At 73.0% G+C, this 14,325-nt stretch carries 12 protein-coding genes; 8 read left to right on the forward strand and 4 right to left on the reverse strand.

The annotated features are described in order from the left end of the window. The first annotated feature begins 31 nt into the window (after window positions 1–31). The gene (locus MMF93_RS29305) at window positions 32–346 is read left to right on the forward strand and encodes a helix-turn-helix domain-containing protein (RefSeq protein WP_242756152.1); all 315 of its coding nucleotides are present in this window, start codon (window positions 32–34) and stop codon (window positions 344–346) included. A gap of 143 nt (window positions 347–489) precedes the next feature. On the opposite strand, the gene MMF93_RS29310 is transcribed toward MMF93_RS29305, so the two are convergent. Further along, window positions 490–1,707, reverse strand: coding sequence for an acetyl-CoA C-acetyltransferase (locus MMF93_RS29310; RefSeq protein WP_242756153.1), 1,218 nt, complete (start codon window positions 1,705–1,707; stop codon window positions 490–492). A gap of 100 nt (window positions 1,708–1,807) precedes the next feature. Beyond that, window positions 1,808–2,761 carry a LysR family transcriptional regulator gene (locus MMF93_RS29315; protein ID WP_242756154.1) on the reverse strand — a complete coding sequence of 318 codons (954 nt, stop codon included), beginning with the start codon at window positions 2,759–2,761 and terminating at the stop codon, window positions 1,808–1,810. Window positions 2,762–2,953: 192 nt separating this feature from the next. Here MMF93_RS29315 and MMF93_RS29320 point away from each other — a divergent pair, with 192 nt between their 5' ends. Together MMF93_RS29320 and MMF93_RS29325 are read left to right on the forward strand one after the other, a co-directional pair. Beyond that, window positions 2,954–4,441 (forward strand): 3-hydroxyacyl-CoA dehydrogenase, encoded by a 1,488-nt coding sequence (locus MMF93_RS29320; RefSeq protein ID WP_242756155.1) that lies wholly within the window; start codon window positions 2,954–2,956, stop codon window positions 4,439–4,441. A gap of 89 nt (window positions 4,442–4,530) precedes the next feature. Next, window positions 4,531–5,688, forward strand: a complete 1,158-nt coding sequence (locus tag MMF93_RS29325; RefSeq protein ID WP_242756157.1) for an acyl-CoA dehydrogenase family protein — start codon at window positions 4,531–4,533, stop codon at window positions 5,686–5,688. Window positions 5,689–5,746: 58 nt separating this feature from the next. On the opposite strand, the gene MMF93_RS29330 is transcribed toward MMF93_RS29325, so the two are convergent. After that, window positions 5,747–6,859 (reverse strand): isoaspartyl peptidase/L-asparaginase family protein, encoded by a 1,113-nt coding sequence (locus MMF93_RS29330; protein ID WP_242756159.1) that lies wholly within the window; start codon window positions 6,857–6,859, stop codon window positions 5,747–5,749. A gap of 522 nt (window positions 6,860–7,381) precedes the next feature. On the opposite strand from MMF93_RS29330, the gene MMF93_RS29335 reads away from it, so the two are divergent. Further along, complete coding sequence (locus tag MMF93_RS29335; RefSeq protein WP_242756161.1) at window positions 7,382–8,017, forward strand: hypothetical protein; 636 nt, start codon at window positions 7,382–7,384, stop codon at window positions 8,015–8,017. Window positions 8,018–8,052: 35 nt separating this feature from the next. Here the strand turns inward: MMF93_RS29335 and MMF93_RS29340 are convergent, their stop codons facing one another. Then, the gene (locus MMF93_RS29340) at window positions 8,053–9,423 is read right to left on the reverse strand and encodes a PucR-like N-terminal domain-containing protein (RefSeq protein WP_242756162.1); all 1,371 of its coding nucleotides are present in this window, start codon (window positions 9,421–9,423) and stop codon (window positions 8,053–8,055) included. Between the two features lie 587 nt (window positions 9,424–10,010). On the opposite strand from MMF93_RS29340, the gene MMF93_RS29345 reads away from it, so the two are divergent. The 4 genes from MMF93_RS29345 to MMF93_RS29360 all read left to right on the forward strand — a co-directional run bounded on the left by MMF93_RS29345 (window position 10,011) and on the right by MMF93_RS29360 (window position 14,322). Beyond that, window positions 10,011–10,628 (forward strand): hypothetical protein, encoded by a 618-nt coding sequence (locus MMF93_RS29345; protein WP_242756163.1) that lies wholly within the window; start codon window positions 10,011–10,013, stop codon window positions 10,626–10,628. Between the two features lie 160 nt (window positions 10,629–10,788). After that, on the forward strand, window positions 10,789–12,297 hold the full coding sequence (locus MMF93_RS29350; RefSeq protein ID WP_242756164.1) for a DUF6801 domain-containing protein: 1,509 nt from the start codon (window positions 10,789–10,791) through the stop codon (window positions 12,295–12,297). Window positions 12,298–12,334: 37 nt separating this feature from the next. Beyond that, complete coding sequence (locus MMF93_RS29355) at window positions 12,335–13,450, forward strand: ABC transporter ATP-binding protein (RefSeq protein ID WP_242756165.1); 1,116 nt, start codon at window positions 12,335–12,337, stop codon at window positions 13,448–13,450. Next, window positions 13,447–14,322, forward strand: coding sequence for an MlaE family ABC transporter permease (locus tag MMF93_RS29360; RefSeq protein WP_242756166.1), 876 nt, complete (start codon window positions 13,447–13,449; stop codon window positions 14,320–14,322). Before MMF93_RS29355 ends, MMF93_RS29360 begins: the two co-directional genes overlap by 4 nt. The last annotated feature ends 3 nt before the right edge of the window (window positions 14,323–14,325 follow it).

The raw sequence follows: 14,325 nt of genomic DNA on the forward strand, positions 1-14,325 counted from the left end.
GGTCTAACTATACCGGCATTAGAATGGGGCCATGGTCAGGTTGCCGCTCACCCCCGCCGAGGTAGCACGCGGAGAGCGCCTCGGCGCCCTGCTCCGCCGCGCCCGGGGCGGTCGCTCGATGCTGGACGTGGCGCTGGCCTCGGGCATCTCGCCGGAAACGCTGCGGAAGATCGAGTCAGGCCGGGTGGCCACCCCGGCCTTCCCGACCATCGCCGCGATCGCCGACAGCCTCGGCCTGTCGCTCGACGCCGTCTGGGCCGAGATCAGCCAGATCAGCCAGGCGGAGCGGACCACCGAGGAGCAGCCGGCCCCGCCCGTCACGCGGCATCCGTCGCTGGCTTCGTAAGGCCGCACTCGGTCTCGGCACGTCGGCGCCTGGCCGTACTCCGCCTTGCCGCGCTCGTCCTCGGGTTCAGCGCACCCCGCAGGACCGTGCGTCGGACACGGCCTCGGCGCACCGCGCCGAGAACCCGCGTCGGACGTGACGACCTACTCCGGCACGCGTTCGAAGACGGCGGCGAGGCCCTGGCCGCCGCCGATGCACATGGTCTCCAGGCCGTAGCGGGCGCCGGAGCGGTGCATCATGTGGGCCAGGGTCGCCAGGATGCGTGCGCCGGTGGCGCCGACCGGGTGGCCCAGAGAGATGCCGGAGCCGCACACGTTGACGCGCTGTTCGTGGTCCTTGCCGGTCAGCCCCAGTGCGCGCGTGCAGGCCAGCACCTGCGCGGCGAACGCCTCGTTGAGCTCGATGAGGTCCAGGTCGGCGAGGCCGAGTCCGGCCTTGGCGAGCGCCTGTCCGGTGGCGCCGACGGGGCCGAGCCCCATGGTCGCGGCGGGCACCCCGGCGCGCGCGAACGAGACCAGCCGCACCAGTGGCCGCAGCCCCAGCCGTTCGGCGGCCTCGGCCGTGGTGACCAGGCAGGCGGCCGCGGCATCGTTCTGGCCGCTGGCGTTGCCCGCCGTCACGGTCGCCTCCGGGTCCTGACCCAGCCGTACGGGGCGCAGCTTGGCGAGCTGTTCGGCGGTGGTGTCGGGGCGCGGGTGCTCGTCGGCGGCGACCACGCGCTCGCCCTTGCGGGTGCGGACCGTCACCGGCACCGTCTCGGCCTCGAACAGCCCCCGTTCCACGGCGTGTGCGGTGCGCTGCTGGGAGCGCAGCGCCAGCGCGTCCTGGTCGGCGCGGCTGACGCCGTACGCGCGGCGCAGGTTCTCGGCCGTCTCGATCATCCCGCCGGGCACCGGGTGGTTGACGCCCCCCGCGGTGACGCGGCCCCGGGCGAGGGAGTCGTGCAGCGTCAGGCCGGGGCCCTTGATGCCCCAGCGTCCTTCGTGCGTGTAGTAGGGCGCCGCGCTCATCACCTCGGCGCCGCCCGCGATGACGACCTGGCTGAAACCGGCCTGTATCTGCATCGCCGCGTCCAGCACCGCCTGGAGTCCTGAACCGCACCGCCGGTCGATCTGGGTGCCCGTCACCGTCTCGGGCAGTCCCGCGTCCAGCGCGGCCACCCGGCCCAGGGCCGGTGCCTCGCAGGTGGGGTAGGCCTGGCCGAGGATCACCTCGTCGACGCGTGCGGGATCGATGCCCGTACGGGCGACGATCTCGGCGATGACCAGTGCGGCCAGGCCTTCGGGCCGCTGCTCCGCGAGGGCTCCGCCGAACCGGCCGATGGGGGTGCGCAGGGGTTCGCAGATGACGATGTCGGTCATGTCGCGGCCTTCCTGTGTCCAGGGGGTGGGAGGGGGTGGAGGCGTGACGGGCGCGCGGACGGGGGCGCACAGGAGGAGGGGCCGCACGCGGAAGGGCGGCTCATGTGGGCGGCCCGGCCTCCGCGCCGTCCTCGGCGGCTTCCGTGCGGCCCCCCGGGGTGGGCAGTGCGTCGCGGGCGATGTCCAGCACGCTGCGCAGCGCCGCCGAAGGGTTGTCCGCGCGCCACGCCAACGCCGCGCGCAGCACCACGGGGTCGCCCGCCAGCGGGCGGTAGACGAGCCCGGTCTGCTGGATGTGGGTGCAGGAGGTGAGTGTGAGGGTGACACCGACGCCCATGGCGACCAGCGCGAGGATCGTGTACGAGTCGGGGGCCTCCTGGACGACCCGCGGCAGGTAGCCCGCGCGTTCGCACGTGAGGAACGTGATGTCCCGCAGGCTGGACCCGGCGTTCGCGGGGAAGCTGACGAACGGTTCGGCGGCCAGGTCCGCGGCCTCGATCCGCTCCTGGCGGGCCAGTGGGTGGTCGGAGGCGAGGGCGCAGATCAGCCCCTCCTCGGCGATCACCCGGGTGCGGACGCCGGGCCGCTCGACGTGGTGCGTCACCGGCAGCCGGACGAAGCCGAGATCGAGGCCGCCCTCCGCGACCTCGTCGAGGGCCCGGTTGGCGTACGTCTGGCCCCGCATCACCAGTTCGATACCGGGGTGCGCGGTGCGGACGGCGCGGGTGAGGCGGGGGAGCGTGGTGTGACTGGAGGCGCCCGCGAAGCCGACGCTGACCCGCCCGGACTCGCCGCGCCCCGCGGCTCTGGCCAGCCGGGTCGCCGCCTCCAGGTCGGCAAGCACCGTACGCACGGGTGCGAGGAAGGCCTCGCCCGCACCGGTCAGCCGTACCGAACGCGTGCTGCGCTCGAACAGTTGGACGTCCAGCTCCCGCTCCAGCTGGCGGATCTGCTGGCTGAGCGGCGGCTGCGCCATCCGCAGCCGCTTGGCCGCCCGCCCGAAGTGCAGCTCCTCGGCGACGGCGACGAACGCGGCGAGGTAGCGCAGCTCCACGGCTCCCCCTCCGCTTCCCGGAACGTCTCCACTTCCCGGGGCATCTCCGCTTCCCGGGGCATCTCCGCTTCCCGGGGCATTCGGCCAACTGATCTGTTCTTCGTCTCAAAGAGACTCTAATTTGGTGGGGAACACAGATCAATGGTCGCTGACAGCGGAGAGACCGCACCAGCTGCGGAGAGGGAGCCGTTCATGCGGATCAGGGTGGTGGGAGCGGGCACCATGGGGCGCGGCATCGCGCAGTGGGCCGCGGTGGCCGGGCACACGGTGGAACTCGCCGACGCCCGTGCCGAGTCGGTGGGCGAGGCGGTCGCCTTCGTCCGCTCCATGCTGGAGCGCGCCGCGGACAAGGGGCGGATGAGCCGCGCGGAAGTCGACCGTGCCCTCGCAGGTCTCCTCGCCCTGGACTCGCCCCACGCCGTCCCGGACGGCGACGACGCGCCCGACCTGGTGATCGAGGCCGTGGTGGAGGACCTGGAGGTCAAGGCGGAGCTGTTCACGGGCCTGGAGCGGGTGCTGCCGGCCACCACCGCCTTCGCGACCAACACCTCCTCCCTGTCGGTCACCCGGATCGGCGCACGGCTGGCTGACCCGGGGCGCCTGTCGGGGCTGCACTTCTTCAACCCGGTACCGCTGATGAAGCTCGTCGAGGTGGTCCCGGGCGCCGCCACCCGCACGGCTGTCACGGAGCGGCTGACGGAGCTGGTCGAGACCTCGGGGCACCGCGCCGTCACCGTCGCCGACACCCCGGGGTTCCTCGTCAACCACGCCGGACGCGGGCTGGTGACCGAGGCGTTCGCGCTGCTGGAGGAGTCCGTGGCCGCTCCCGCCTCGCTGGACCGCGTCGCCCGCGACGTCCTCGGGCTGCGCATGGGCCCCTTCGAACTGATGGACCTGACCGGACTCGACGTGACGGCCTCCGTCATGGAGACCGTCTGGACCGGCTTCCGCCACGCCGACCGGCTGCGCCCCTCGTACCTGACGGCCAACCGGGTCGCGGCCGGCCTGCACGGGCGCAAGACGGGCCGGGGCTTCTACGCCTACGGCCAGGGCGAGGCGGGACCCGCCGTGCCGGAGCCGGGGGATGCGGGCGGCGACCCGGCGCGGGACGTCGCCGTGACGGGTGACGCGGCGGCCGCCCTCGCCACCGTGGCCGCGCCCTCCGACACGTCGCTGGTCCTCGTGCCGACCTGGGGTACCTCCGTCGCGGCGGCCGTCGCCGAGGGCGGGCTCCCCGCCGAGCGCACCCTGGGGCTCGATCCCCTCTGCCTGGACACCCCGCGCCGGGTGCTGGCGGTGACGCCCGCGACCGAGGAGAGCGCCGTACGGGACGCGGTGGCCGTCCTGGCGCGGGACGGCGCCGCGGTGACCGTGGTCAGGGACGCCGCGGGGTCGCCCGCACAGCGGATGCTGGCCTCGCTCGTCAACGTCGCCACCGGGATCGCCGAGCGCGGCCTCGCCGCACCCGAGGACATCGACACGGCCGTCACCCTCGGGCTCGGCTACCCGCGCGGCCCCCTCGCCTGGGCCGACACGGTCGGTGCCGCCCGGATGCTCGCCCTCCTGCGTGCCCTCCACGCCGAGACGGGCGACCCCCGCTACCGGCCCACCCCGTGGCTGACGCAGCGGGCCCGCCTGGGCCTGCCCCTGACCACCCCCATGGCGCCACTGCCGGAATGACGAGAGGGCCCCCGCACGGGGCCGCGTGGCGCCGGTTGGCAGAGAGACCGGTGCGCGGACGGACAGGTTCTCAGGACGGAGAGGAAGACATGGACCACCGGGATTTCGGGCTCAGCGAGACCCAGCAGGACATGCGCGCCATGGCGCGCGACTTCGTGGAGCGCGAGGTCGTCCCGTACGCGCGCGAATGGGACAGGCGGGAGGCCGTGGATCCCGGGATACCCGGGCGGCTGGGCGAGCTCGGCTTCCTCGCCCTGACCCTCCCCGAGGAGTACGGCGGGGTGCCGGCCGACATGCTCTCCTACGTCCTGGCCACCGAGGAGCTGGGCCGGGGCGACTCCTCGGTGCGGGGCATCGTCTCCGTCTCGCTCGGGCTGGTCGCCAAGACGATCGCCGCGCACGGGAGCGCCGAGCAGAAGGAGCGGTGGCTGCCGCGGCTGGCGAGCGGCGAAGCGCTCGGCTGCTTCGGTCTCACCGAACCGGGGACGGGATCCGACGCGGGGTCGCTGCGCACCCGTGCCCGCCGCGAGGGCGGGGACTGGATCATCGACGGCGCGAAGATGTTCATCACGAACGGCACCGTCGCGCAGGTGGCTCTGACGTTCGCCCGTACCGGAGAGGAGGGGATCACCGCCTTCCTGGTGCCCACCGACGCGCCCGGTTTCACGGCCACCCCGGTCCACGGCAAGCTGGGGCTGCGCGGGCAGGCCACCGCCGAACTCGCCTTCGACGGCGTGCGGGTGCCGGATACGGCGCGCCTCGGCGAGGTCGGCAGGGGGCTCGGCATCGCCCTGTCCACGCTCAGCCGCGGCCGGATCTCCGTGGCGGCCGGTGCGGTGGGTCTGGCCCAGGGCGCGTTGGACGCCGCGGTGCGCTACACGACGGAGCGCGAGCAGTTCGGCAAGCCGGTCGCCTCCTTCCAGCTCGTCCAGGAGCTGCTCGCCGAGTCGGAGGTCGAGATCCGCGCCGCGCGCCTGCTCACCCACCAGGTCGCGCGGATGGCGGACGCGGGCGCCTCGCCCAAGGAGTACGCCACCGAGGCCTCCATCGCGAAGTACCACGCCAGTGAGACGGCCGTGAAGGTCTCCAACAACTGCGTGCAGACCTTCGGCGGTTACGGCTACATCGACGAGTACCCCGCGGGCAAGTACCTGCGGGACGCCCGCGTCCTGACCCTCTACGAGGGCACCAGCCAGATCCAGAAGCTGCTCATCGGCCGCGCCCTGACCGGCGTCGACGCCATGTGACGCGGGGCCGGCCACGGCGTCGGGTGTGGGGCGTCCGGCCGGCGTCAGGTGTGGGGCGTCAGGTGTTGGGCGGCGACTCGTCGGAGAAGATGCGGGTGACGAACTTCCCGTCCCGCGTGAGATATCCGGTCAGCATGCCCTCACTGCTGTGCGGCGCGTCGAAGGTGCCGTGGCGGTCCAACGCGATCACGCCTCCGTCGCCGCCCAGCTTCGGCAGCCGCTTGATCAGTACCTCGTAGGCGGCGGAGGCCACGTCCTCGCCCTCGAACTCCATCAGGTCGGAGATCGTCGCGGTGGCGGCGCCGCGGATGAACACCTCGCCCTGCCCCGTGGCGCTCGCCGCGACCGTGCTGTTCTTGGCGTAGGTGCCGGCGCCGATGAGGGGTGAGTCGCCCACCCGGCCCGCCATCTTGTTGGTGAGTCCGCCCGTGGAGGTGGCGGCGGCCAGGTCCTTCTCGCCGTCCACGGCGACGGCGCCGACCGTGCCCTTGGTGGCGTCCTTGACAGGCTTGCCCGGGTCGCTGCCCTTGGCCTTCATCAGCTCGTCCCAGCGCCGCTGGGTCCAGTAGTAGTCCTGCGTCACCGGCTTGAGGCCCTGCTGGAGCGCGAAGTCGTCGGCACCCTGGCCGGCGAGCAGCACGTGCTTGGTCTCGTCCATCACCAGCCGGGCCGCCGTGATGGGGTTGCGTACGTGCTTGACGCCCGCGACGGCACCGGCCTTCAGGTCGGAGCCGCGCATGAGGGAGGCGTCGAGTTCGTGTCCGGCGTCCGCGGTGAAGACGGCGCCCTTGCCCGCGTTGAACAGCGGGTCGTCCTCCAGCACGTTGACCGCCTTCTCCACGGCCTTGGTGCTGCTGCCGCCCGCTTTCAGCACCTTCTGTCCGGCGCGCAGCGCCCGCTGGAGGCCGTCGCGGTAGGCCTTCTCCTCCTCGGGGCTGGTCTCGTCCCGTTTCAGCGCCGTCCCGGCGCCGCCGTGCACGGCGAGCACCACGTTCCGCGCGTCCGGCTTGGCCTTCTTGGCGGGCGCTGCCGCGGCGGCGGCCGCCGTGGAGCCTTCCGACGGGCTCTTGGCGTCTCCGGGCGCGGCGACGGCCACGACGGTGAGTGTCGTGGCCGCGGCCAGCGCCGGGAGCAGCCACGAGCGGGTCCGTATCCGCGCGGGTGTGCGCATGTGCGGTCCTTCCTTCCGGCCGGTGACCTGGGAACGCGCGCACCCTACTGCGCGGAGTCGGCCCGGCTGTAGAGGGCGTCGCTCCCTTTCGCGGACGCGGCGGCGCCCCCGTACGGCGCCACCGGCGGCCGGCCCCGCGTCCTGTGGTGTGCTCAGGGACCGATGAAGAACGCACCCTGAAAACGCGCGCATTGCGCGGGCACAGACAAAGAAACGCGCCCATCGCTTCCTTCGTCAAGAAATCAAGAAACCGCTGTTGCGCGACCGGTTACTCGCTCGTAGCGTTCCTTTTCACCGGAGCGCCGCCTTTCCGTCGGCGTCATGGCTCGCGAGTCGTACCCCAGGCCGCCACGTGCGGCCGAGGACCCCGTGGCCGTACCCGAGGCGGCCACGGGGTCCGCTCATGCGCGGCAGCGCATTCCCCGACACCCAGGAGCTGATATGAGACGCACGCCGTCCGCGTTCCCGGCCGACGCTCCCACCGCCTGCCCCCGCTCTGGGCGGCCGGCCCGACGTGCGAGCGTGGCCGCCGCGCTCGCACTCGGCTGCGTGGCACCGGTCCTCGTCACCGGTACCGCGCACGCCGACACCCAGCAGGGCGACGCGGGCGCCGCCGCGACCCCCGTCCGCCTCGACTACCCGCTCAACGGCACCACCCACCTCGCCGGCCCCGGCAGCGACCTCACCCTGGGCCCCGGAACGCTGAAGACCTCGGCCGACCTGACCACGGGCGAGCTGACCGCCCAGACCCAACTCCCCGACGCGCCGGGCTCCTTCAAGGCGCTCGGTATCCCGATCACGGTGACCACCGAGTTCATCGAGGAGGAGCCCACGACCGGCACCCTCGATCTGAAGACCGGCGCGGTCGCCACCACCTCGCACCTCACCCTCCGGCTGAAGAACCTCAAGGTCGCCGGCATCCCCACCCCCGTCGGCCCGCGGTGCAAGACCAGGGCGCCGGCCGTCATCGACCTGAAGTCCGAGGAGGGCTTCAACGTCTTCGCCGGCGGAAAACTGAGCGGGAACTACACGATCCCCAAGTTCGAGCACTGCCTGTTGGCCACCCCGGTCATCAACAGCATGGTGCCGGGCGAGGGCAACACCCTCACCCTCACCCTGGGCAAGGCCGCGCAGCCCCCGGCCACCGCAGCCAGGTAGCGCCCGCGGTCACTCAGACGCCCTCCTGCCCGCGGTCACTCGGACACCTCGTGCCCGCGGGGCATCTCCGGCTCCCGGCCCTGTGCGTGCGCACCGGCCGGGGGCCGCGCGGCGCCCGGCCGCCGCAGGTGCAGCGCCCGCAGCGCCAGCTCCGTGGCGAACCGCGCTTCCGGGTCGCCGAGTTGGGCGCCCAACGTCTTCTTCAGCGCCCGCATCCGGTAGCGCACCGTCTGCGGGTGCAGGTGCAGTGCCTCCGCCATCTGCGCCGCCGTACCGCGCGTCGTCAGCCACGTCCGCAACGTGTCGACCAGGCGTTCCCGCTGCCCCGTGGTGAGCCCGTCCAGGGGGGCGAGCTGCCGGGTGGCCAGCCGCTCGGCCAGCGCCGGATCGCCCGTCAGCCACAGGGTGACCAGATGGTCCTCGCACCGCGCGACCTGCCGCTGGGGCAACACCCCCGTCTCCATCAGCGACAGGGTCTGCCGCGCCCAGCGCAGCGAGTCGGCCGCGCCGCCCAGCGGCACGGTCACCCCGATCACCGCCTGGCGGCCCCCCAGCACGCGCCCCAGCGTCCCCATGCGGGCCTCGTCCACCTCGCCGGGCACCAGGAGGTGCGGTCGCGGGTCGTCCAGGTCGGCCAGTACGTCGTCGAGCCCCGGCAGGCGTAAGCGGTCACGGGCGGCGCCGGGCCGCAGCGCCACCAGGGTCGCCCGTTCGGGCACGGGCCAGCCGACCCGCCGGGCGAGGTCCACGACGGCGGGGTGCGGAACCGCGCGCCCCGGCTCCGCGACGGCCCCGCCGCGGTGCGCCCCGCCGGATCCAGGCGCCGCACCGGCGGGGCCCGGCTCGTCCGCGGCCGCCGAGCCCGCCAGGATCAGCCGCAGCAGCCGAGAGCGCTGCGACTCCCACGCGTCGTCCCTGCCGCCCCTGGCCTCCACGTATCCCTCGCGGCACAGCGACTCGATGACGTCCGCGTAGGCGAAGACCGCGTCGGCGAACGCGACGATCAGCGAGGCGGGCAGGTTGTAGCGGGTGCCCACACCGGTGGCGCGGCGCAGCCCCACCCGCGCCCCGATGCGCAGTGCCGACTGGAGACAGTGCAGCCCCCGCCCCTCGGTGGCCTCCAGCCGGCCGAGGCTGCGGCACAGCGCGTCCCGCTGCGCCGTGGAGGCCGCCGGGTCCGCGACGAGTTCGACGAAGGTGGTGAGGTTCTGCCGCACGCAGTGCAGCAGCACCGTCCGGCTCGGGCCTTCCAGCAAGGGGCCGTACTCGGGCACCACCCGGCCGATCTCCTGCACCATCTCGTCCGCGACGGCGGGCAGTTCCGGCCACATCACGGACGCCAGTTCCTGGGGGAGCGGGCCCGGCACCTGGGCGCGGGGCTGGGACGCTGCTGCTGTCTGCACCATGGACGTACCCTCCACTGTCGGCCTGCGTCGGTCAGACGAGCCAACCGGCCAAGGTGGGGGACGAGTCCGGCCTCGTGCGGCCGGTGCGGCCGGCCGCCTGTCGATGGAATCGCGCACTCCGCTGCCGTGCCGCGTGGGGGCGGCGCCTCGCGTCGGTGGCGTACGGCATCGGCGCTCGTGCACGGGAGACCTTAGACCAGCGGGCGCGGCGGCGCAGCCCCTCGGAAACGCGGAAGATGGCCGGTACACGCGCGAGTCACCACGCTGCCACCGCCGCCCGGCCCCGTCACCAGGGCGCAGCCGGAATGCGCACCCGATGATGAACGGCGCGCTCGGAAAACGCCGTCGACGCGCAACCGGTGACAAGAAATCCGACCCTGGGGAAACGGCCCCTCACTTCTTGCGCCGAGGTATTGCACCGGCGCATTACCAGTGCGTAACGTCCCGTCGTGCCAGCCCTCGAAAAGGGCATACGGAAAGTGGCGTGGCGCAGCGTTTCCTGCGATGAGCAGCGGCTGTGCCGAGAAAGTCGCCCCGGTGCGGAGCACAGCTCTTCAGGATCCCACATCCAGTGGAGGGAATGTCACGTGCGCAAATTCACCAGACGGGCCGCGGTCGCGGCCGTCGCCGCAACCGCGGCCCTCGGCTTCTCCGCCGCCTCGGCAGCCGCCACCTCGGCCGGCACCTGGACGGTCACCCCGGGCGGCGCGTTCTCCGCGAACGCCGCCCAGCCGACCCTGTCGGTACCCAACGCGCAGCTGGTCTGTTCGAGTTCGGACGCCGGCGGCGACCTCAAGACGGGTTCGGGCAACGCGGGCGCGGGCCTGGGCACCATCGACTCGCTGACCTTCACGGGCTGCTCCCTGGCCGGTATCAGCTTCGACGTCACCGTCTCCAGCCCGCTGAGCATCAACGCGGAGTCCGTCGACGCGAGCAACCCCGACCGGGTCACCGGCTCCATCAGCGGCATCACCGCCTCCATCTCCGACGCCGACGGCCTGTGCAGCGCTTCCTTCGCGGGCCCGGGCGGCGGCGAGGCCACGGTGACGGGCTACTTCGACAACGCCACCCACCAGCTCGTCATCAACGGCGGCAACCTCCAGGCCACCGACGCCAACTGCCTCGGCCTGATCAACGCCGGCGACTCGGCCACCTTCAACGCCGCCTACGACACCGACCCGGCCCAGACCATCACCGCCGACTGACGTCCGGCACACCCTCACCGCCGGCCGGTATCCGCCGGTCACCCGAACGACCCGCCGCACCCGCACCCCTCGTGCGGGTGCGGCGGACCAACCCGCCCCGGCCGCGGGGAACCAGCCGCCCCGCCCGCCCCGGGCGACGAGCCGACCGTGGGAGTCACGCGTGAGACCCAGTGCCCGAACCCGGCGACGCACCGCACGGGGCGCCGCCGTGGCGGCGGTCGCGCTGGTGGCCGGGGTACTGCCGGGCACGGGCTCACAGGCGCAGGACAGCGAGGCGACGGTGCGTGCCGCCTTCACGTGCGCGTTCCCGACGGGGACGCAGCGCGTCGCGGCCGAAGTCTCCGCCAGGTTCCCGGCGTCCGGCACCCCCGGCAGCCCGCTGCGGGTGAGGGAACTCGACGTCGAGGCCGTGCTCTCCGCGAAGGCGCTCGCCGAGATCCTGCCGGCCGGCACCGCCGAGGTCGCTTCCGAAGCGACGCTGACGGTGCGGGTGGCCCAGGGAACCTCGGACGCCGAGGCCCGCTGGGACGGCCTCAAGGCGCCCTCCACCCCGGTGCGGGACGCCGCGGACCTCACTCTCGCGCACCGGGGAGAGGTCCCGCCCGTGACCGTCGAGCACGCGGGCAAGGTGACCTTCAGCGTCGGCGCGCTCGACCTGGACCTGGCCCCGCGGGGGGAGCCCTCCAGCGGACCGTCGACACTTCCGGCCAAGGCGCCGCCGGCAGCCCGGTGCACACCGGCGGACGAGCGCAGTGTCGTGCTGGCCACCGTGCCGGTCGGCGACCAGGAGGGCTCGCCGCGCCCGTCCGCCTCACCCACCCCGACAGGGAGTACGGCGCCGCCAGGGCGGGACGAGGGGGGCCAGGGGGAGAAGGACGGGCGGGGTGCGCGCCGCGAGGCGGGCATCGACGTGGGAGACGACCCGCTGCCCCCCGCGAAGCCGTGCGAGTCCGAGCGGCCCACGGCCGAACTGGACCGCTCGAAGCTGCCGGAGCCGCCGCCGGGCGTGACCATGGTGAAACTGGCGGGCACCCACTGGTGCACGGTCCCCGTCGCCGTGGCCAACGTGCTCAAGCTGCGGGGCGGCATGGCGATCAACGACCCCGCCGACGGCGCCACCACCGCCAACCTGCTGATCAACGTCGAGTCGGGCAGCAACGGCACCTACAACCAGACGCGGAGCGTCGGCGAGGTCACGCTGCCCGACGCCTCGGCCACCTTCCTCGACTTCGACCTGATGCCCGTCACCGCGAAGATCGAGTTCACCGGCACCCCGATGACGATCGTGACCGAGCAGCGCAGCAACACGCTGCCCAACTACGCCACGATCTTCATGAGCCAGACCTTGCGCATGCACGACGTGGCGGTGAACGGCACCCCGCTGCCGGTGGGGCCGCACTGCCGTACCGAGAAACCGGTCGACATCGAACTGCACGGCGTCGGCCCGGACGAGTACCACGTCTTCAAGGGCGGCGTCCTGCGCGCCGAGCTGGACATCCCCGCCTTCACCGGGTGCGGGACCGGCGGCGAGGACCTGGACCGGTTGTTCACCGCGAGCATCTCGGGCAGCGGCAACTACATGAAGCTCATCCAGGGGAAACCGTGCCTGATGCGCCCCGGTGGCCTGGGATGCGCGCTGCCGCCCGAGGTGCCGGAGCTGCCGAGATGAGCGCGGTCGCACGCACGCACCGGGAGGGGGCGCCGCCATGGGAATCGAAGTGACCGTCCAGGGGCTGACCAAGTCCTTCGGGAAGAAGAACATCTGGCAGGACCTCTCGCTCACCCTGCCCGCAGGCGAGGTCAGCGTCATGCTCGGCCCCTCGGGAACGGGGAAGACCGTCTTCCTCAAGTCGCTGATCGGGCTGGTCAGGCCGGAGCGCGGCAGCGTCCTGGTGGACGGCGTCGACATGGTGCGCAGCCGCGAGCGCGACGTGTACGAGGCCCGCAAGAAGTTCGGGCTGATGTTCCAGGACGGCGCGCTGTTCGGCTCCATGAACCTCTTCGACAACATCGCCTTCCCGCTGCGCGAGCACACGAAGAAGAAGGAGACCGAGATCCGCCGCGTCGTCATGGAGCGGCTGGAGATGGTGGGTCTCGCCGGTGACGAGGACAAACTGCCCGGCGAGATATCCGGCGGCATGCGCAAGCGCGCGGGCCTCGCCCGCGCCCTCGTCCTGGACCCGCAGATCATCCTGTGCGACGAGCCCGACTCCGGACTCGACCCGGTGCGCACCGCCTTCACCTCGCAGCTGCTCATCGACCTGAACGCGCAGATCGACGCGACGATGCTGATCGTCACCCACAACCTCGACATCGCCGCGACCGTGCCCGACAACATGGGCATGCTCTTCCGCCGCAACCTGGTCACCTTCGGGCCGCGGGAGGTGCTGCTCACCAGCGAGGAACCGGTCATCGCGCAGTTCCTGTCCGGCAGCCGCACCGGCCCCATCGGCATGTCGGAGGAGAAGGACGCGGCCACCCTCGCCCGTGAGGCCGACGGGCAGGCGGCAGGGCCGCTGCACGCCGTACCCCGCGAGGTCGTCCCGCAGCTGGAGCCCACACCCGGGCTGCCGGAGCGGCAGGCGGTGCGGCGGCGCAGGGAGCGGGTGCTGGGCATGCTCGACCAGCTGCCGCCCGCCGCCCGCCGCGCCGTCGAGGCGAGCCTGCCGCAGAACATGCCGCCCCTGCCGCAGCGCACGAGCCTCGCGCGGCGAGGGCGGCCAGGGGAGGAGCCGCAAGCGGCCGGTGTGGACCCGAACGCGGCGACGGCTTCCGTGGACATCAGCCGCCCCGGCCCGTCCGGCTCCCGGGAGCGCCCATGAGCGCCACCGAGCAGACGCCGCCCGGCGCGGGCGAGAGACCCGAGCCCGACCGCGCGCGGCAACCCGTGCCCGGCTCCGCGCGGCAGAAGGCCGTCAAGCCCCCGCTCAGGGGTCTGGGGTTCCTGCGCGAGCCCGGCAGGCTCTTCGCCCTCGCGGTCACGGTGGTGCGGGCGGTCTTCCGGCGGCCCTTCCAGTTCCGGGAGTTCGTCGAGCAGTTCTGGTTCATCGCCAGCGTCACCATCCTGCCCGCGGCGCTCGTCTCCATCCCGTTCGGCGCGGTCATCGCTCTCCAGGTCGGCTCGCTCACCAGCCAGATCAGCGCCCAGTCGTTCACCGGCGCCGCCAGCGTGCTGGTCAACATCCAGCAGGCCAGCCCCCTGATCGTCGCGCTGTTGATCTCGGGCGCCGCCGGGTCGGCGATCTGTGCGGACCTGGGCTCGCGCACCATCCGCGAGGAGCTGGACGCCATGGAGGTCATGGGCGTCTCGCCGATCCAGCGCCTCGTGGTGCCGCGGGTGCTGGCCACCGTCGGCGTGGCGGTGCTGCTCAACGGCATGGTCTCCGTCGTCGGCACCCTGGGCGGCTACTTCTTCAACGTCGTCCTCCAGGACGGTACCCCGGGTGCCTACCTGGCCAGCTTCTCCGCGCTGGCACAACTGCCCGACCTGTACATCAGCGAGATCAAGGCCATGGTCTTCGGGTTCATCGCCGGCATCGTCGCCGCCTACCGGGGGCTGAACCCGCGCGGCGGCCCGAAGGGGGTGGGCGACGCGGTCAACCAGTCCGTCGTCATCACCTTCCTCCTCCTCTTCTTCGTCAACATGATCCTCACCGGGATCTACCTCCAGCTCGTACCGCCGAAGGGGGGCTGACCG

It is taken from the genome of Streptomyces tubbatahanensis (assembly GCF_022699385.1).
In the GTDB taxonomy this organism is placed as follows: domain Bacteria; phylum Actinomycetota; class Actinomycetes; order Streptomycetales; family Streptomycetaceae; genus Streptomyces; species Streptomyces diacarni.

Coding starts and splice junctions, on each gene's coding strand:
- MMF93_RS29305 (WP_242756152.1), top strand. CDS start 32: ATGGTCAGGTTGCCGCTCACCCCCGCCGAGGTAGCACGCGGAGAGCGC.
- MMF93_RS29310 (WP_242756153.1), bottom strand. CDS start 1,707: ATGACCGACATCGTCATCTGCGAACCCCTGCGCACCCCCATCGGCCGG.
- MMF93_RS29320 (WP_242756155.1), top strand. CDS start 2,954: ATGCGGATCAGGGTGGTGGGAGCGGGCACCATGGGGCGCGGCATCGCG.
- MMF93_RS29325 (WP_242756157.1), top strand. CDS start 4,531: ATGGACCACCGGGATTTCGGGCTCAGCGAGACCCAGCAGGACATGCGC.
- MMF93_RS29330 (WP_242756159.1), bottom strand. CDS start 6,859: ATGCGCACACCCGCGCGGATACGGACCCGCTCGTGGCTGCTCCCGGCG.
- MMF93_RS29340 (WP_242756162.1), bottom strand. CDS start 9,423: ATGGTGCAGACAGCAGCAGCGTCCCAGCCCCGCGCCCAGGTGCCGGGC.
- MMF93_RS29355 (WP_242756165.1), top strand. CDS start 12,335: ATGGGAATCGAAGTGACCGTCCAGGGGCTGACCAAGTCCTTCGGGAAG.
- MMF93_RS29360 (WP_242756166.1), top strand. CDS start 13,447: ATGAGCGCCACCGAGCAGACGCCGCCCGGCGCGGGCGAGAGACCCGAG.